Origin of the sequence: Saccharothrix syringae (assembly GCF_009498035.1) — a bacterium.
Taxonomy (GTDB): Bacteria; Actinomycetota; Actinomycetes; order Mycobacteriales; family Pseudonocardiaceae; genus Actinosynnema; species Actinosynnema syringae.
Window position 1 is genome coordinate 6,638,767 of record NZ_CP034550.1, and the last position, 19,133, is coordinate 6,657,899.

At 73.5% G+C, this 19,133-nt stretch carries 10 protein-coding genes and 2 pseudogenes; 3 read left to right on the forward strand and 9 right to left on the reverse strand.

Going from position 1 to position 19,133, the window contains the following annotated elements; translation table 11 throughout:
- Positions 1–29 precede the first annotated feature (29 nt).
- Entirely contained in the window at positions 30–1,190 is a 1,161-nt protein-coding gene (locus EKG83_RS28360) for a type III PLP-dependent enzyme (protein WP_228122246.1), read from the reverse strand.
- Between the two features lie 335 nt (positions 1,191–1,525).
- Here EKG83_RS28360 and EKG83_RS50035 point away from each other — a divergent pair.
- Positions 1,526–1,865, forward strand: a pseudogene (locus EKG83_RS50035) (winged helix-turn-helix domain-containing protein); the annotation flags it as partial.
- 319 nt (positions 1,866–2,184) lie between these two features.
- Here the strand turns inward: EKG83_RS50035 and EKG83_RS28370 are convergent.
- Positions 2,185–3,276, reverse strand: a complete 1,092-nt coding sequence (locus EKG83_RS28370; protein ID WP_153278511.1) for an acetate/propionate family kinase — start codon at positions 3,274–3,276, stop codon at positions 2,185–2,187.
- Positions 3,273–5,597 (reverse strand): phosphoketolase family protein, encoded by a 2,325-nt coding sequence (locus tag EKG83_RS28375; RefSeq protein WP_033428859.1) that lies wholly within the window; start codon positions 5,595–5,597, stop codon positions 3,273–3,275. The genes EKG83_RS28370 and EKG83_RS28375 overlap by 4 nt, the downstream gene beginning before the upstream one ends.
- A 116-nt stretch (positions 5,598–5,713) precedes the next feature.
- Between EKG83_RS28375 and EKG83_RS28380 the strand changes: the two are divergent.
- Positions 5,714–5,938, forward strand: a pseudogene (locus EKG83_RS28380) (hypothetical protein); the annotation flags it as partial.
- Positions 5,939–5,999: 61 nt separating this feature from the next.
- Here EKG83_RS28380 and EKG83_RS28385 read toward each other — a convergent pair.
- Complete coding sequence (locus EKG83_RS28385) at positions 6,000–6,308, reverse strand: DUF3140 domain-containing protein (protein WP_033428857.1); 309 nt, start codon at positions 6,306–6,308, stop codon at positions 6,000–6,002.
- A 330-nt stretch (positions 6,309–6,638) separates the two neighbouring features.
- Here EKG83_RS28385 and EKG83_RS28390 point away from each other — a divergent pair, with 330 nt between their 5' ends.
- A complete protein-coding gene (locus EKG83_RS28390) occupies positions 6,639–7,154 on the forward strand; it encodes a mycothiol transferase (protein WP_033428856.1) in 516 nt (171 codons plus the stop codon).
- A gap of 1,130 nt (positions 7,155–8,284) precedes the next feature.
- On the opposite strand, the gene cysC is transcribed toward EKG83_RS28390, so the two are convergent.
- From cysC to EKG83_RS28415, 5 genes are read right to left on the reverse strand one after another with little or no spacing between them, the layout of a single operon-like run.
- The gene (cysC, locus tag EKG83_RS28395; protein ID WP_033428855.1) at positions 8,285–8,836 is read right to left on the reverse strand and encodes an adenylyl-sulfate kinase; all 552 of its coding nucleotides are present in this window, start codon (positions 8,834–8,836) and stop codon (positions 8,285–8,287) included.
- Entirely contained in the window at positions 8,833–10,113 is a 1,281-nt protein-coding gene (locus EKG83_RS28400) for a sulfotransferase (protein WP_051764770.1), read from the reverse strand. The genes cysC and EKG83_RS28400 overlap by 4 nt, the downstream gene beginning before the upstream one ends.
- On the reverse strand, positions 10,110–15,758 hold the full coding sequence (locus tag EKG83_RS28405) for a type I polyketide synthase (RefSeq protein WP_033428854.1): 5,649 nt from the start codon (positions 15,756–15,758) through the stop codon (positions 10,110–10,112). Before EKG83_RS28405 ends, EKG83_RS28400 begins: the two co-directional genes overlap by 4 nt.
- A gap of 25 nt (positions 15,759–15,783) precedes the next feature.
- Positions 15,784–17,352 carry a PfaD family polyunsaturated fatty acid/polyketide biosynthesis protein gene (locus EKG83_RS28410; protein WP_033428853.1) on the reverse strand — a complete coding sequence of 523 codons (1,569 nt, stop codon included), beginning with the start codon at positions 17,350–17,352 and terminating at the stop codon, positions 15,784–15,786.
- On the reverse strand, positions 17,346–18,569 hold the full coding sequence (locus tag EKG83_RS28415) for an SDR family oxidoreductase (RefSeq protein ID WP_322746608.1): 1,224 nt from the start codon (positions 18,567–18,569) through the stop codon (positions 17,346–17,348). The genes EKG83_RS28410 and EKG83_RS28415 overlap by 7 nt, the downstream gene beginning before the upstream one ends.
- Positions 18,570–19,133: the final 564 nt, after the last annotated feature.

Genomic DNA, 19,133 nt, shown 5'->3' on the forward strand with positions numbered 1-19,133 from the left:
TGCGGAGTTCCGTTGTGGCGCACCGGTTTTCAGCCGTCGGTGGACCTGAAGCAGCGGCTGGGCAACGGCGGGAAGCCGTTGAACCCGACGGACGCGTACGGCGTCGTGTAGGCACCGGTCGCGAGGATGTCGACGTGGTCGCCCGGTCGCAGGTCGACGGGCAGCGACACCGGTGTGCGCTCGTACAGGACGTCGGTGCTGTCGCACGTCGGCCCCGCGAGCACGGCGGGCGCCGCCTGGTCGGCGAACCGGCCGTCGGCGCGGACCGCCACGACGGGGAACGCGATGGCTTCGTCGTCGGTCTCGACCAGGCCGTTGTACCGGCCGACGTCGAGGTAGACCCAGCGCAGGCCGTGCTCCCGCTCGGTCACCAGCACGACCTCGGACCGGATCATCCCGGCGTCGCCGGGCAGGTACCGGCCCGGCTCGACGATCAGCGCGGGTCGGGTCGCGAAGGACTCCGCGACGGCCCGCTCGATCGCGGTGAGGTAGGTCTCCAGCGAGGGTACGGTCGCCTCGTAGCGGACCGGCAGCCCGCCGCCGAGGTTGAGCAGGTCCAGTTCGATCCCCTCGGCGGCCAGCTTGGCCGCGACGCGCGCGGCGGTCGCGACACCGATCGCCCAGCTCTCCGGCTCGCGCTGCTGCGACCCGACGTGGAACGTCGTGCCACGCGGCCGGAGCCCGAGGGACACCGCGTCGCGCAGCAGCGCGACCGCGTCCTCCTCGGTGCAGCCGAACTTCCGGCTGATCGGCCACTGCGCGCCGGTCGTGCGGACGATGAAGCGGCAGCAGACCTCCGCGCCGGGCGCGGCCCGCGCGACCTTCTCCAGCTCCGCGACCGAGTCGACCGAGTAGAGCCGGATGCCGCGCTCGTGCGCGTAGCGGATCGCCGACTCCTTCTTCACCGTGTTGCCGAACGAGATCGACGCGGGGTCGGCGCCCGCGGCCAGGCACGCGTCGATCTCCCCGACGCTGGCGACGTCGAAGCCGCAGCCGAGCTCCACCAAGTGCCGCAGCAGGTCCGGGTCGGCGTTGGCCTTCACGGCGTAGTAGACGGCGGCACCCGGCAGGCCGGCGCGCAGTTCCCGGTACCGGGCGGCGACGATGTCGAGGTCGAGGAGCAGACACGGCGTCTCGGGCTGGGTAGCGTCGAAGAAGTCGCGATGCGTCGAGTACAGCGCAGAGTCCACCGGTCTGTCGTCGATCACTGTGCAGCCTTCCACCCCAGGAAGCGACGCGCGGATCGATCTTGACAGCCCAAGCTGCACACCGCCGTCGTGATTGGCCGTCATCATGCCGACGCCATGGACGCGGTGTCAACGAATGCCGACGTGACGGCTTCGCCATGCCTTTCGACGTGGAATTTCCCTGTGGTGCAACGATGTCGGCACGGCCGGTGCCGCGGTGCGCCGGCCGCCGAGGCTCTTTTGATCTCTAGTGCGAACGGCGTGCGCATGCGCTCCGGCGGACTGTTGAAATCCCACAGCTCCCCAGGTCACGCGCCAGACGACGGCGGAGTACATGGTGGCGCCGGACGTGGCGCGAGGGTGGTCTGGAGGCGCTGCGGTCGAAGGGCCCGATGTCGGCGGAACGGCTGTCCCCGCCCCAGTGGGAGCGGTTGGTAGGCGAGCTGTCCAAGGGCCCGTTGGCGCACGGTTGGAACCAGGGGCAGGGCTGGCCCTCGGGCCGGGTGAAGACCATGATCGGCCGGTTGTTCCACGTCGGTTGCAGCGTGCAGGGTGTGTGGCGGCTGCTGCGCCGGCACGGCTGGTCGCTGCGGGTCTCGACCCATCGTGGGCGCCGTCACCTGTTTCGAGGACGAAGCAGGTCAGGGCCTGAGGCCGCCGAGAGGGCGCAGTTGGGCTCGGCCGCGCCTTGTCCATCGCTGTCTCCCTGCCGCGCAGCAGGCTGCCCCGGCGGGCCGGGCGGAACGGACCGGGGGACGGCGGGAGCGACCCGGCAGGGTGATGCGCGCACGGGTGGCAGCAACGCGCTCTCCGCGCTCGCGCCCGACGTGCCGCGGGGCCAACCGTGCTCCGAGCCGGCTCTCCAACCCTGTGGTGGGTACTCCTGTGACCTCGCGGGAACCAGTGGTCACACCAGGGGTTCGTCGCTCCTGCCGACGTCGTACGCACTACCGCGCCGGTGCCTGACCGCGCCCTGCCTGACCGGCGTGCCCGGTCCTCACAGCGCGCTCAGGGTGTCGCGGCAGAGCTGGAGCTCCTCACGCGGCCGCACGACCAGCACCGGCACGGCGGCGCCGGGTGGGCTGACCAGTCCGTCGCCGTCCGGTGCGGCGACCAGGTCGCCGGGGACGCCGAGCAGGGACAGGCCGGCCACCACGTCGGCGCGGACCTCGGGCTGGTCCCAGCCGATCTCGCCGGTGAACACCAGCGCGTCGAGCCGGTCCAGCGAGGTGGCCGCGGCGGCGAGTTCGCGTCGCACGCGGTGGGCGAACACGCGCAGGGCCAGCACCGCCGCCGGGTCCTCCCCCGCCGCGGCGACCAGGTCGCGCGTGTCGCCCGACCGGCCGCCGGACAGGCCCAGCAACCCGGACTCGTGGTTGAGGCCGTGTTCGAGGGTGTCGAGGTCGAGGCCGTTGCGCAGCAGCCACAGCAGCATCCCGGGGTCGACGGTGCCCGAGCGCTTGGACATGGGCACGCCCTCCAGCGGCGTGAAGCCCATCGAGGTGTCCACGCTGCGGCCCTCGCGCACCGCGCACACCGAGCAGCCACCGCCCAGGTGCGTCATCACCACGCTCAACCGGTCGGCGGGCCGGTCGAGGACGGCGGCGGCGCGGTCGAGCGCCCACCGGTAGGACAGGCCGTGGAAGCCGTAGCGGCGCAGGGCGTGGCGCTCGCGCCACTCCGCCGGCAGCGGATAGGTGGCGGCGACCTCGGGCAGGTCTGCGTGGAAGGCGGTGTCCGGGCACAGCACGTGCGGCACGTCGGGCAGCCGCTCGCGCAGCACCTCCAGCAGCCGCAGGGCGGAGGGGACGTGCAGCGGCGCCAGTTCCCCGGCGCGGCGGGCGGCGGTCAGGGCGGCGTCGTCGACGGGGGTGGCCGCGCGCAGGTCCGGGCCGCCGTGCACGAGCCGGTGCCCGACCGCGACCAGGTCGTCCGCGCCGCGCAGCAGGTCGTCCAGGGCGTGGCGGGCCTCGTCGGAGTCCGCCGGGCCCTCCACGTCGACGGAGTCCAGGACCTCCTCGGGGCCGGGGTCGACCAGGTGGGCCTTGAGGCTGTTCGACCCGGCGTTGACCGTCAGGACGGTGCTCACGCGCCCCACCGCCAACCGGTGACCGCCTCGGGGTCCGTGCCGTCGCGGTGGGCCGCGGCGCGCAGCTCGTCGCGCTCGGCCAGCACCGCGGTGTCGTCCCGGCCGGTGCGGCGCAGCGCGTCCGCGGCCAGGTCGTGCCTGCTCATGCGGTTGCTCACGAGCAGGTCGTAGGGCGTGGTGGTGGTGCCCTCCTCCCGATAGCCGTGGACGTGGAAGCGCTGCGTGTCGGGCCTGCCGTGCAGCGTCTGGTGCACCGCCGAGGGGTAGCCGTGGAAGCCGAACACCACCGGGACGCCCTCCGGGAAGCACGCCTCGAAGTCCTCGTCGGCCAGGCCGTGCGGGTGGCGGTCGGCGGGCGCGAGCGACAGCAGGTCGACCACGTTGACCACGCGCACGGCCAGGTCGGGCGCCCGGTCGCGCAGGATCGACGCCGCCGCCAGCACCTCGACGGTGGGGATGCCGCCCGCGCACGCCAGCACCACGTCCGGGTCACCGCCGGTCGAAGCCCACTCCCACACGCCCGCGCCCGCCGCGCAGTGCCGCTCGGCGGCCTCCAGGTCCAGCCACTGCGCGCCCGCGTTCTTGCCCGCAACCACCAGGTTGATCCGGTCGGTCGAGGCCAGGCAGTCGCGCAGCGTGACCAGCAGGGTGTTGGCGTCCGGCGGCAGGTAGACCCGCGCGGTGCCGGGTTTCTTGGTGAGCAGGTTGTTGAGGAACCCCGGCCCCTGGTGGCTGTAGCCGTTGTGCTCCTGCCGCCAGCCCTCGCTGGTGAGCAGGTAGTTCAGGCTCGCCACCGGCTCCCGCCACGGCACCTCGCCCGCCATCTTGAGGAACTTGGCGTACTGGTTGAGCATGCTGTCCACGATCGAGGCGAACGCCTCGTAGCACGGGAACAGCCCGTGCCGCCCGGTCAGCAGGTAGCCCTGGAGCCAGCCCTGGCACAGGTGCTCCGACAGCACCTCCAGCACCCGCCCGCCCGGCGCGACGTGCTCGGCGGTGTCGGGCAGCGGCCAGGTGAACCCCCGGTCGGTGGCCTCCAGCACCGCGCCGAGCTTGTTGGACTCCAGCTCGTCGGGGCAGAACACGCGGAAGTCCCGGCGGTCCTCGGTGGCCCGCACCAGCTCGGCCAGCCACTCCCCCGCCGTCCACGTGGCGCTGGTCGACCCGCTGCCCGGCTCGGGCACCTGCACCGCGAACGGCGCGAGGTCGGGCAGCGGCAGGTCCCGGCGCAGCCGGCCGCCGTTGGCCTCCGGCACCCGCCCCAGCCTCAGCGCCTCGGCCGGCAGGCAGGCCAGCAGGTCGTCGTGCGGGCGGCCGTCGGCGTCGAACAGCTCCTCGGGCCGGTAGGACCGCAGCCACCGCTCCAGCAGCGCGAACTCCGCGTCGTCCTCGTGCACCCCGCCCAGCGGCACCTGGTGGGCGCGGAACGTCCCCTCCAGGGGCTCGCCGCCGGCGTCGTGCTCGGGCACGCCCCAGCCCTTCGGGGACCGCAGCACCAGCATCGGCCACACCGCCCGCTCACCCGGCCGCCACCGCTCCCGCACCGCGGCGATCTCGGCGTGCGCCAGGTCCAGCGTCTCGGCCAGCAGCGCGTCCGGGTCATCCGTGCGCGTCACGTCCACCACGTGCGGCGACCACCCGGCGCCGCTGAAGTACGCGGTCAGCTCCTCGTCGTCCATGCAGCCGTACACCGTGGGCGAGGCGATCTTGTAGCCGTTGACGTGCAGCACCGGCAGCACCGCCCCGTCCGTGCGCGGCGACAGGTACTTGGTCGCGTGCCACGACCCGGCCGTGGGACCGGTCTCCGCCTCGCCGTCGCCGACCAGGCACGCCACCAGCAGGTCCGGCTTGTCCAAGGCGGCGCCGAAGGCGGTGGCCAGCGCGTAGCCCAGCTCCCCGCCCTCGTGGACCACCCCGGGCACCTCCGGCGACAGGTGGCTGGGGAAGCCGCCCGGCCAGGAGAACCGGCGCACCAGCTCGGCCAGGCCCGCGCCGTCCCGGGACAGCGCCGGGTCCAGCTCGGCGTGGGTGCCCTCCAGCCACAGGTTCGCGTGCACGGCGGGCGCGCCGTGACCGGGACCGGTGACCAGCAGCGCCCGCTGCCCGGTGCGTCGCACCAGGCCGTTGAGCCCGCCGTAGAGGAACGTGATGCCGGGGCACGTGCCCCAGTGGCCCAGCAGCCGCGGCTTGAGGTGCTCGCGCCGCAGCGGCTCGCGCAGCAGCACGTTGTCCTTGAGGTAGATCATCGCCGCCGCGGCGTAGTCGCACGCCCGCCGGTAGCGCTGGACGGCCTCGGTGCCGCGTGTCTGCGTGGTCGTCATGCGACCGGATTCCCCGAGGTCACCGACGGCACACCACAGCGTGGACGAGGAAGCACGTCCGACGACGAACCGCGATCCCGGTGCCGCCACACCGCGGCGTTCACCCATCGTCACCGATGTGCCGGAACGCACGCATTCCGGTATTCACGAGCGATGAGGTCGCCCGCACGCTCGAAGAACGGGACAACGCCCGTGCGCACCGTGTCCCAGACCGGCGACGTGGCCGGCATGTCTCGTTCCGGTTGTTCGTCACCCACGCCGCGGTCGCCCTGGCCGGCGCGCTGAAGCAGGAGCACCTGACGCAGGCGATCCACGGCCGCGACCTGATCGGCCAGGCCAAGGGCATCCTCGTGGAGCGCCACAAGCTCACCGTGACCAGCGCGGGACGCGCGAACCGCGGCGTCAGTCCTTCAGAGGATCGTGTCCCCAGTTCATCAGCGAGTACCGCCACTTCGTGTGCTCCACGTCCCCGTCCGGGCGCTGGGCGAGGTGCCGGTGCACGTAGCCGACGACCTTGCGCATGTGCGCCTGGTCGTCCTCGGTCAGGTCGCCCTTCTTCTTCCGCAGCAGCTCCACGATCCGCCGGCCGGACTCGTGCCCGACCGACTCACCGCCGTCGGACTGGCCCACCGACTTCGACTCGTCGGTCCCCAGCCACTTCTCCAGCTCCGACGCCGTCATGTTCACGGCCTCGTCGAACTCGCCGCTCACGTACCCTCCCCCGGCTCGCGCGCCGTGCCCTCGCCGCCGTTGTCGCCGCACGCCCGGTGCCGCAACTCCTCCTCTGAACCCATGCGAGGAGTCTGTGCCGTCATCACCGGCCATGCACGGCGGTGGGCCACCGGCTCACCGCACGACGCGCGATGTTCACCCGACCGAGTGGTCGGCGACCACCACGCACCGCACGGCCACGTCGACCCCACACCTCCCCGTGCTCCGTCCGCGCCACGCGGGTTCACGTCGAAGCGGACGTGCAGACGACCCACGCCGGGGTACTCCGCAGCCATACCGACCACCCGACCGCTGGAGGGGAAGGAGCCCATGAACGAGGTCACCGCGGTGGACGTCCTGCTGGACGGCTACGGACGCGTCCGCGAGTCCGTGGAACGCGTGCTGGACGGCCTGACGCCCGAGCAGCTGACCCACCGGGTCGGCGGCACGGCCAACCCGATCGCCTGGCTGGTCTGGCACCTCACCCGCGTCCAGGACGACCACGTGGCCGAGGTGGCGGGCACCGAGCAGGTCTGGACCGCCGACCACTGGGCCAAGCGCTTCGACCTGCCGCTGCCCACCGACGACACCGGCTACGGGCACGACAGCGACCAGGTCGCCGCCGTCGCCGCGCCCGCCGACCTGCTGCTCGGCTACCACCGGGCGGTGCACGAGCGCACCGAGAACTGGGTGCGCGGTCTGAGCGCAGAAGATCTGAGCCGGGTCGTGGACGAGTCGTGGGACCCACCCGTGACCCTGGCCGTGCGACTGCTCAGCGTCGTCGAGGACGACCTCCAGCACGTCGGCCAGGCCGCCTTCGTCCGCGGCGTCCTGCCCCAGAACTGACCCGGCACCCCCGGTTGGCCGGCGAGAACGCCGCCGTGGCATAGGGCAGGCCACGGGTGTCGAACCGGGCCGTCAGTTTCACGTTCGGTGCCGGGGCGAGCTGCGCCCCGCGCCACTTCAGACCGCGGATGGCGTCCGGGCTCTGCGCGAGCAGGGCACGCCCCTGCCCCTCGGCGGGTGGGAAGGCCCGCATTGCCGTGTGCTGCCGTGTCCGGGCAATTCGGCAAGGCGGGTACCGCGAAACGGCACCAGGAGATCGAGCACGTGAAATCGAATCCGCAGACCGCGGAGAACGACCGGAGGTCATCGACGGTGGGCCAAGGGGAACGACGAGCGGAATCTCACACCCTGCGGTCCGCGCCAGGCCATCACACTCCCCCGGAAGTGGTCACCCGTCAGAGGCCGGCTGACCACGAGTTGCCCAAGATGTGGTCACCCATGACCCTTCCGACGAGGCATTATCCATTATTGGACATCTCGCCCGACACGGCCGGGTATCACTTGCAACACTTTAGAGACCGTTCTGACTACTCTCGGTGTGAGCAATAGTCCGATACGTCTTCAACGCCACCAAGTGCACGTCCGAGCACTTCGCCCAGCGGTTCCTCCACCGCAGCGAGACCCTCACGCTGCCCGCCGGGTACTCGATCCACCTCCCCTGATCAGGCCGAGACCAATTGTCGTGATCACCGGCACGGAGTCCGACCAACCAGGTCGACGTCCGTGGTCTTCGCATCCACCGGTCGTCCCCCACCCGCATCCGTCACTCTCACGCGGACGCAACAGAAGGGGAGGCGAGGGTCGGTGCGGTGGTACAGGGGTTGAAAGAGCGATACCGATCTCTTCGTTTCGGGGTGATGGCGGGTCTTGCCCGCGGGTGTGTGCGGCCGAACGCGACGAGCACCGAGTGGCCGCCTGGACGCGCACGACCTGGCCCCGGGCAACTGCTGCACCCACCCCGTCCTGCTCCGCCGCACACCCGGCCACCGCACCCGCCTCAAACGCCCGCACGACGGGAGTGCGGGGCGCGGCGACGGGGCCAGGTCGGCGACCACCCCGGCGTGCTCCCGACACGGTGACACCCGGCGGCGGCGACTCGTCGAGCGGCACAAGTGCGGCCACGTGCGCGATCAACCGCCGGACCGGTCCTCGACCAGCCTGCGCAGTGCCGCGACGGACTCCGCGACGCTCTGCCGATCGGTGTCGATCCGCAGGTCCGGTGCCTCCGGGGTCTCGTAGGGGTCGTCCACCCCGGTGAGCGCGGTGACCAGGCCCGCGCGCTGCCCGGCGTACAGGCCCTTCACGTCTCGTTCGGCGCACACCTCGACCGGTGCCGCGACGTGCACCTCCAGGTACGCGACGCCGTTGCGCTCGTGCCGCTCGCGCACCGCCCGCCGAGTGTCGCGGTAGGGCGCGATCACCGGGACCAGGACGATCACGTCGTTGCGCGCCAGCAGTTCCGCGACCAGGCCGACCCTGAGCACGTTGGTGTCCCGGTCCGCGCGGGAGAAACCGAGGCCCGCCGACAGGGTGGTCCGGATCTCGTCACCGTCGAGCACCTCCACCCGCCTGCCCTCGGTCAGCAGCACCGCGGCGAGTGCGCGGGCGAGGGTCGACTTGCCCGCGCCGGACAGCCCGGTGAGCCACACGGTGACGCCCTGGGACCACGTGCGGCCCTTCACCGCGCCGCCTCCGCCAGTGCCGCCTCCGCCAGTGCCGCCTCACCGGGGGCGCACCGCTCGCGCACCTCGTCCAACTCCCGCGCGGACAGCCGCGAGGCGGCGGTCCCGACCCGGCTCGGGTCCAGGGTGGCCGCGCCCTCGCGCAACCACCGCTCGAACGGGGTGACGCCGATGAACCCGGCGAGTTCCGCCAGCCGGGTGGCCGGGTCGCGGACGAGGTCTTCGAACGACAGCGCCCGGCAGCGGTCGGCGCCGAGGCCGGACAGCGCCGGCACGCCCGTGCGCACCAGGTCCGACCACAGCTCGGCGAACCGCGCGACCGGCAGGTCCATGCCCATCAGGTGATCGTGGTCGTAGCGGTCGCCCAGCAACGGGACCAGGTCGAACGGCATCGCCGCCGGGTCGAGGGCCGACGCGCGCCCCGGACGACCCCACGCGCCCGGGTCGAGCCGCTCCAGGTTCCGCAGGACGGCCAGGAAGAGCCGCGACCCGACGTGCCTGCTCATCGAGACGGCGCTGTCCGGCCCGCCGCGGTGCAGGTGGACGAAGCGCGCGTCCGGGAAGGACCGGCGCAGCCACGGGACCCAGCTGAGGGACAGGCCGGAGCGCTCGACGGCGACGGTGCCGCCAAACCTGCGACCGAACCACGCGAACAGGCGCAGGCAGTGCCGGGGGGTGGCCTGGTCCGGCCAGGCCGGCACCTCCGCCGCCAGTTCGTCGAACACGCGGTCGGGGTCGGCGGACAGGTGCGGCAGGACCATCATGCACAGCGCCGGGATGCCGCCCCGCCGTGCGCTGAACCGCGTGCCCGTCAACTTCGGGTAGAGGAACTCGGGCACCGCGGCGCCGCCGCGCAGCAGCGCGTCGAACATCGGGTGCGGTGCGGCCAGGGCCTTCCAGAACGCCGTCCCCGAGAGCACACCCGCGTCCGGCAGCAGTGTGCGGACGGAGAAGAAGAACTCGTTGAGGCTCACCACGTCCGGGTGGGCGTTGAGGATGTTCGACACCGCGGTCGACCCGCTGCGCCCCGCCGTGACCACGAAGGCCAGCCCTCGCAGCGGGGGCGGCTCGGCGGGGGCCGGGGCGCGCCGGCTGTCCAGGAAGGCGCGCTGCGCCTCGGCCATGAGCACCATGAACTCCTGGTGGCGCGCGGTCACGTCGTCCGGGGTGGACCGCTGCCCACCGGGAACGCCGCGGGTCCGGACGTCCCGGGACGGGAGGCCCCGGGGCGCGGGCGGCGGAGCGGGCAGCGTCGCCGGTGGGTCGAAGCCGGTCACCGCCCGCCTCCCGGTCGCAGCACGAAGCGCGCGCCGAGCAGTTCGACCAGCACGGCGCCGTCCGCGTCCAGCAGGGCGATGTCGCACTCCGCCTCGACGTCGCGCACGACGCCGGGCCGCACGACGCCGCGTGCCGGGGCGCCCAGGGGCCCGGCCCGGTGGACCCGGCACTCCCCGATCCCCATCGCCAGCACCGCGCCCAGCGCCCTGCCCGCCCACACCCCGCCGAGCTGGAGCATTCCGTCCAGCGCCGCCACGTCGACGTGCCAGTCGTGCCGGGGCCAGCCCAGCTCGGCCAGTCCCACGACCACGCCGGTCACGTCCCCGGCGTCGGGTTCGGTGAACGACCGCAGCGCGTGGAACATCGGCCCGTGGAACATCGCTCCGCCGTCGTACAGCAGGTCACCGGGTTTCGACTCCCGGGCGGGCGGGAGCGGCCACCTGCCCGGCGGCGTCGCGTCGGCCGACCGCGCGTGGAAGTGGTGGGTGTCGCCGTCGGAAAGCCGGACGTCGGGGCCCTGCGACGACGCCACCAGCGACCGGGTGCCCGACGCGGTGACCTTCCGCAGCACCTTGACGTCCCGCAGCACGGGCCGCCCCGCGACGGCGATCATCCAGTTGACCGCGGCGGCCAGCGGCAGCACCGGCTCGTCGGCCGGGCAGTGGTCGCGCAGCCACGGGTGGACGCGGTCGTCCAGGGTGATCTCGCCCCGCCGGCCGCGGCCCGGCGGGAGGCTGCCGTTCGTCAGCACGACCCGCACCGGCCCGGTGGGGTCGCCGACCTCCTCGACGAAGGACCGGGTGCCGTCGGCGCGGCTGATCAGCCCCAGGCCCAGGCCGGTCAGGTACCGGCCGACCACGTCGTCGACCATGCCGCCGTCCCACGGCCCCCAGGCCAGCGCGCGGGTCGCGCAGCCGGGCCGTTCCCGCCGGAGCACGGCGGCGACGTGGTCGAGGGTGGCGTTGGCCATCGAGTAGTCGCTCAGCCCGGTGTTGCCGGTGTAGCCGCTCAGCGAGGTGAACAGGCAGATCGAGCGCAGCGGGTCGTCCCGGAGCGCGTCGAGCAGCGCGCGCAGCCCGTTGACCTTCGTGCCGAACACCAGGTCGTACTGCTCGTCGGTCCTGCTCCCGATGCGCTTGCCGACGTAGGCACCGGCCCCGTGCACGAGGTCGGTGATGTGCCCGTGGCGGGCTCGGACGCCGTCCAGCTCCCGTCGCACCGCCCGCCCGTCACGCACGTCGACCGCCAGGTACTCGACCTGTGCGCCGTGCCGCGCGCACGCTTCGACGGTGGCCCGGACCTCCCGCACGGCCAACACCGCCCGCGCCCGCGGTCCCAGCTCGGCGGGTTCGACGCCACCGGCGGCGAGCGTCCTGATCAGCGACTGCTCGTCCGGCGCCGGGTCGAGCCCCGGCGGCTCGGGGACCAGGGCCGTCCGGCCCAGCAGGATCAGGTGACCGGCACCCGCCTCGGCCAGCGCGACGGTGGCGGCGGAGGTGATGCCCCGCCCCCCGCCGGTCACGACGACGACGGAGTCCCGCTCCCAGCGGCTCGCGCCCACCGCGGGCGGTTCGACCTCCTCCAGCGTCGCGACGCCGCGGGAACCGTCCGCGGCCAGCCCCACCGCCTCGTCGCCCCCGCCGCGGGTCAACTCGTCGGCGATGCGCGCCGCCAACCCCGCCACGTCCAGGTCGGCCCGCGCGCAGTCGATCGCCTTCATCGACAGCCCGGGCAGTTCCATGCCCAGCGCCACGGACAGCGCGCCCAGGCCACCGGACCAGGCCCGAACGCCGTGTGCGCCGCTGAGCCCGAAGTCGCCACCGGTGTCCTGCACCGTCACGAAGACGCGGTGGTGTGCCGCGTCGCGAGCGAGCCGGAACGCCTCCCGCTGCACGGCGAGCGCGTCGTCGATCGACGCGAACTCGCTCAGCCCGCCGAGGAACACCACGCCGTCGTGCGGTTCGTCCGGTGAGCCGGTCGCCCGGATGCCGCGTCCGCGCAGCTGCTCGACCAGCGGCCGCGCGACTCCGCTGCCCCCGTCCACGACCAGCAGCCGCGCCTGGCCGAGGCCGGCCACCGCGAGTCCGCTCGGCGCCGCGGCCTCCAGGCAGGGCACGAATCGCTTCAGCCCGGTGGTGACCGGGTCGTCCGCGATCCGGGCGTCTGCCGGCAGGGCGCCCGGGTCGGGAGCGGGGTCCTGGTCCGCGGGGAGGGCGCCGGCGAGGATGCCCCGGAACACCTCGGTGACGTCGCGCAGCGTCCGCGGGTTCCCCAGCCGGGCCGGGTCGATCGTGCCGAGGTCGATCTCGATCCCGGCCCGTTCGCGCAGCCCGGAGAAGATCTCGACCCGCTTGATCGAGTCGATGCCCAGGTCGGCGTCGAGGTCCATGTCCGGGCGCAGCACCGAGACCGGGTACCCGGTGCGTTCCTCGACCACGGTCAGGAGAGCCTGCTCCAGGTCCGGCAAGGCGCCGGAGGACCGCGCGACCGCCGCGGGCTCCGGTTCCGGCGCGGTGACCGGTTCGACCGGCGGGTGCTCGACGACGTGCGTCGACGCCGGCCCCACGACCGGCGGGGCCACGACCGGCGGGGCGGTCACCGGTGCGGTCGCGACGCCGGTGCGGACAGCGGTGCTGTACCGCAGGTACTCCAGGTGGGCCTCGGTCATCAGCCGCTGGAAGGTCGCGTGCGCCTCGGCGCTCTGCGCGGCCAGCTCGTCCACCGGGCCCACCGCACCGACCGGGGCGGCGGGTGACGGGATCGCCGGTTGCCGTGGGGCGGGGGTGGCGGCGGGAGGCTCGTCGGGGTTCGGCGGTGGCAGCGCGGCCGCGCCCCCGGGTGGCGGGTAGGGCTTGCCGCGGTTCGTGCCGAGGATCTCGACGGCCACCGCGGACGGCTCGGTGCGCACCTCGGGCGGGTGGTGCCGCCAGTGCCGCGCGAAGTCGACCGGCACGCCGTTGACCGCCAGCCGCCCCAGGGCCGACTGGAGCGCGGCGAGGCCGTGCACGCCCTGGCGGTCGAGCGGGACCGCGAGGTGGGGCCGGTCGCCCAGGGTCCCGGTCACCAGCCCGGTGAGCGCGTTCCCGGGGCCGACCTCGACGAAGACGCGCGTGCCCGCGGCGTACATCGCCTCGACCTGTGCCGCGAAGCGCACCGGGGCGGTCAGCTGCCGGGCGACGCGGGTGCGGATCTCCTCGGGCGCGTCCGGGTGGACCGCGGCGTCCAGCCCGGAGTGCACCGGCAGCTCGGGAACACCGATGGCGACGTCGGCCAGCGCCGCGCGCAACCCGCCTTCCGCCCCGGCCACCAACGGGCTGTGGAACGCCGCCGAGGTGTCCAGCCGTCGCGTCGCCACGTCCTCGTCCGCGAAGGCGCGCTCCAGCGCCGCGACGGCGCCCGCGGTCCCGGACACGACGGTCTGGTCGGGGGCGTTGAGGTTCGCGGGCCACACGTCGGTCACACCGGCCGCGGCGATGACCCGGCGCACCTCGGCCTCGCCCGAGTTGACGGCGAGCATCACCCCGGCGTCGGCACCGGACGCGTCGCGCATCAGCTCGCCGCGCCGCCGGGCGAGCCGCACCAGGTCACCGGGGGCCAGGACGCCGGCCGCGCACAGCGCGGTCAGCTCCCCGAAGCTGTGTCCCGCGACCCGCGCGGGCCGCACGCCGTGGTCGGTGAGCACCGCGAGCAGGGCCAGCGAGTGCACCGCCAGGGCGGGCTGCGCCCACTCCGTCGACGTGAGCGCGACCGGCGGTCCCGCGCGTCGCCCGTCGGCGAACACCGGGCGCGGGAAGGCCACGTCGGCCAGCGCGGTGCCGTCGAAGCGGACCCGCCCCAGTTCGTCCCACACCGCGTGCGCCTCGGGCAGGTGCACCGCGAGGTCGGCGCCCATCCCGGCGTACTGCGAGCCCTGGCCGGGGAACAGGAAGCCGACGCCGCCGCTTACCGGCTCGTCCGCCGAGTAGTGCAGTCCCCTCGGGGTGGAGAACGCGGTCGCGGGTCGCTGGGCGATCAGGGTCGCGGCCTCGGCGGACTTGTCGGCCAGGTCGTCGCGGTCGGTGACCAGCAGCGCCAGCCGCACCGCGTGCGCCGGGTCGAACGACCGCTGGCTCTCCCGGGCCACCGCGCTCACCGCGCCGCCGGGGGCTCCGGCCCGGAGCCGGCCGAGCAGCTGCTCGGTGGACGCGGCGCTGAACAGCACCAGTTCCGTCGCCGCCGCGCGGTGGCGGGTTCGGCGCTCGCCCGGGTACTCCTCCAGCGTCACGTGGAAGTTGGTGCCGCCGAAGCCGAAGCTGGACACGGCGGCGCGGCGCGGGTTGTCCGGTGGGCGCAGCCACGGCCGCGCGGAGGTGTTCGCGTAGAACGGGCTGCCGCCGCCCGCCAGCAGGTCGTTCGGCCTGGTGACCTTGATCGTCGGCGGGAGCACCTTGTGGTGCAGGGCGAGCACCGCCTTGAGCAGTCCGGCCGCCCCGGCGGCCGCCTTGGTGTGGCCGATCTGCGACTTCACCGAACCCAGGGCGCACCAGGGCCCGTCCGCGCGTCCCGATGCGGCGAACACCTCGGTCAGCGCGGTGAGCTCGACGCGGTCGCCCGCCTGCGTCCCGGTGCCGTGCGCCTCGACCAGCTCGACGGTCTCCGGGCCGTACCCGGCCTGTGCGTAGGCCCTGCGCAGCGACCGCACCTGGCCGTCGGCCACCGGCGCGTAGATCGCCGTGCCGCGGCCGTCGGAGGAGGCGCCCACACCGCGGATGACCGCGTAGATCCGGTCCTCGTCGCGTTCGGCGTCGTCGAGCCGCTTCAGCGCGAACATGACCACGCCCTCCCCGAGCATGGTGCCGTCGGCGTCCGCGTCGAACGGGCGGCAGTCGCCGGTGGGCGAGAGTGCCGGGGTCTTGCTGAAGCCGACGAACGTGCCGATGTCGTTGAGCGTGTCCACGCCGCCCGCGATCATCAGGTCCGCCCGGTCGAGGACGAGTTCGTTGACCGCGGTGGACAGCGCGGCGAGCGAGCTGGCGCAGGCGGCGTCCACGGTGTGGTTCAGCCCGTGCAGGTCGAAGTGGTTCGCCACCCGGCCCGCGACGACGTTGACGAGCATGCCGGGGAAGGTGGTCTCGCGCCACGGGATGGTGTTGGCCGCGATGCCGTCGCAGATCCGCCGCGCCAGCGCCTCGCCGACGCCGTTCTCCCGCAGCACCTTCAACCAGACCGGCCGGCTCAGCCTGCCCATCATGTGCCCCGTCATCTCCAGGGAGGAGCTGCCGAGCACCACGCCGGTGCGCTCGCCGTCCACGGCGGACGGCCCACCGGGCAGCGCGTCGGCCAGCGCCTGCCGGGCCACGACGAGTGCCAGCAACTGGGCCACGTCGGTGTGCGGGACGTCCGTGGGCGGCAGGCCGAACTCCAGCGGGTCGAAGGTGACCGGCGGCAGGAAAGCGCCCCGCCGCGCGTAGGTCTTGTCCGGCGCGGCGGGGTCCGGGTCGTAGTGGTCCTCGACGAGCCAGTGGCTCGCCGGGACCTCGGTGATGTGGTCGAGGCCGGCGACGACCGTGCGCCAGAACCCGTCGACGCCGGGCGACCCGGGCAGCACGGCGCCGAGCCCCACGACGGCGATCGGTCGGTGCGGTCCGGCACCGTTGCTCGACATGGCCTCTCCGTCCTCTTCGAGTCCCCTACAGGGCCAGCCGGCGCGGCGGCACCGGCGCCTCGGGCAGGTTCAGCCCGCACGCGCGCACCTGGTTGGTCCGCGTGACCATCGCGGCGCCCTCCAGCAGGTTCAGCGCGATCTGGACGACCGACCGGTCCTGCGGCGCGGACATGAACCCACCGGCCACCCAGCGGTTGAAGGCGCCCATCGCGGGCCCGCACCACATCTGGTAGTCGCCGCGGCGGCCGGTGTCCCCCGCCACGGCCCAGCGGCTGGAACTGCCCAGGTACCAGCGGAAGACCAGGGCCATGCGGTGCCGGGGGTCGTGCTCGGCCCGATCCAGCTGCGCGGGGTCGCGCCGCAGCCAGAAGGCGCGGACGTGCTCCCAGACCTCGTCCAGGGACATCCGGAACACCTCGGACTCCAGCTTCTCGCGCCGGGACGCGGGCAGGTCCTCCAGCGACGCGCACGTCCGGTACAGCGCCCCCAACTGGGTGGCGCGGGTCGCGAACAGCGTTCCGCGCCGCAGCACCTGGACCCTCGCGCCCTGCTCGAACATGTCGGCCGAGGGAGCCATCGCGACGTCGCCGATGTCGGCCCGCGCCAGCATCTCCTTGGCGTCCGCGGACAACCCCGATTCGACGGCGGCCTGGTTCACCGATCCGGTGAGGACGTACGCGGCACCGAGCGCGAACGCCGCGGCCACGGCCTCCGGGGTGCCGAGCCCGCCGGCGGCGCCGATCCGGACCGGTTCCCGGTAGCCGAACCGGCGACGTGCCCCGTCGCGAGCGGCGAGGACCGCGGGCAACGTCGCCACGAGCGACTGGTTGTCGGTGTGGCCGCCGCTGTCGGCCTCGACGGTGACGTCGTCCGCGACCGGTATCCGGCCGGCGAGTTCCACCTCTTCGGCCGTGAGCACTCCCCCGTCGCGCAGCGACCGCAGGATCTCCGGCGGGGCCGGCGACAGGAACCGCTCCGCCACCTCGACCCTGGACACCTTGGCGATCACCCGACGGGCCCGCACGACCCGGCCGCCGGCGCCCTCCCGCAGGCCCGACACCGCACAGCGGACCACGGCCGGGGTGAGCGCCACGAACGCGGACACCGACACGCACGGCACGCGCTCGGCGATCAGCACGTCGGCCAGCGCGGCCTCCGCGGCCGGTGGTCCGTGCAGCAGGTTCACCCCCCAGTTGCCGCGGGCGCCGACCCGGCGGGCGATGTCGCGGACCGCGTCGCGCACCCGCGGGTGCTCCTGCCCGCCCGCGCCGTAGAAGCCGAGCAGGCCGTGCCCCGCCAGCGCGACCACCATCTCGACGCTGGAGATGCCGTTGGCCATCTCCCCGGCCACGTACGGGAAGCGGCTGCCGTGCGCGGCCGCGAAACCGCGGTCGCCCAGCCACTCCGGGTACAGCTCGGGCAGGACGCCGACCACCGGCAGACCACCCGATGTCGACAGGTGGCCGCCGACGCCGATCCCCAGCGCGCCGCCCACGCGCACGACGCACGCCGGCTCGCGGACCAGCCTGGCGGCGGCGAGCACGTCCTCGGCCGTGTCCGCCACACCGTGGCGCGCGGGTGTCCAGGTCAGCACCGGACGGTCACCTGGAGACCGGACAACATGTACGCGAGGTCGACGGTGACGCCGTGCGGCAGGTCGCCCAGCGCGGTGCGCGTCCGCGTGTCGTCGAACCTGCGCTTGTGGTGCAGGTACGGCGCGAACCCGGGGAAGAGGCGGACGACGCGCTGCTCGGACGCCGCCGGCTCCCCCGACGAGGCGGGCACCAGGGTCAGTCGCACCGCGACGAGGTGCTGCAACACCTCCAGCAGCACGGGTATCGGGACGTCGTGGTGGTGCACGACGTGGTAGGTGTCCACCCCGGAGGCCGGCGGCCTGCGCGACAGCCGGACCATCACCTCCGCCGACGCCTCCACCGGCATGAAGTTCAGGTGCCCCTCGGCACGACCGGGTATCCGGACTTCGGGCAGTTCGCCGCCCGCGCGCGGACCGCCGCGCCCGAGCAGGCCGCGGCGGGCCCTCAGCCAGCGGTTCAGGAACTCCAGGGGGTGCGCCGGCAGGGCGGGGTGCGGCGGCCGATCGGTGATCAGGATGCTCGGCCGGAACACCACCGCGGGTCTGGCACTGCGCGCCGACCACTCCCGGACCAGCACCTCCGCTTCGTACTTCGACCGCTCGTAGGCGTTCTCGAAACCCCCGGCGGGGTCGAGCTCGTCCTCGAAGGCGGTGCGGTCGCGACGGGCCCCGGCCACGAACGCCGTGCTGACGTGGAAGAGCACCGGCTCGCGCCGCCCCGCGGACACGAGTTCGAGCACGTGCCGCGTGCCGTCCACGTTGACCCTGCGCAGCGCGGCCGGTTCCCCGTCGAGGGTGATGTCGCCGGCGCAGTGCCACACCGCGTCCACCTGATCGGCCAGCCGCCGGAAATCCGCGTCGGACAGCCCCAATCGGGAGACCGACACGTCGACTTCCACGACGGTGACCCTCGCGGGTACCTCGTCGCGGACACCGGCCGGAGTTCCGCACAACTCGAGAAAGGAGATCAGCCTGCCCAGCGCGTCGGGTGATCCGGCGTTCGAGAGCAGGATCAGTGGCGTGTTCCTGTCGCGCAGCAGTTCTCGCACCACGTGAAGACCGAGAAAGCCGGTACCCCCCGTGATGGCGACGCTCACGACATCAACCCGCTTTCGCACTCGTCGGGCAGGTGGGTGGACCCGCACGGCGGTCGCCGAGTCGAATGCGAAATGATCCACTGTTATCCGACTGGTCATCCCCGGGTCGGGATGGTTCATTGGTGCACTCAAGATGCCTGCCGTAGTCGTACACCACCAGGAGCCGTTCGGGTGAAGCCTTCCGGGCGACACCGGAAGTGACGAAGGTTCGGCTTCCGTCGATCAACCGGTGATTGACATGCGATCACGTGACCGCAAATCGGCCGACGAATTTCATCGAGCCCTTTCCAACGTCATCCGGCGGCGAGGTGCAGCCCAGGTCGGGGTGCTGCCGCGCCCCTGGGCGGCACCGACCAGGCACACCGGGATCAACGCTGCGGCGACGGCGGCCCGCGGCTTTCTTCGCCAACTCGTAACTCCTCCTCGCCTCGCCGACCCCGGCGGGGATCTCCCGCCACTTCCGACGCGCGACCCTGTACCGGGTAGACGCCCCAACGCCGTCCACCACGCAAAATCAGATCGCTCCCAGGCCCGTCTTCACTCGTTCAGATCAGATCGGAACCGCAATTCCCGGGATGGATCGATTCCGCGACGGCTCGTTCCCCACATGCGAACCTGCCGGGCAGATCGGGCAGCTTCCACCACCGGGTACCGCGCGTCGCCCGGTAGGCCGTACCGGCCGTC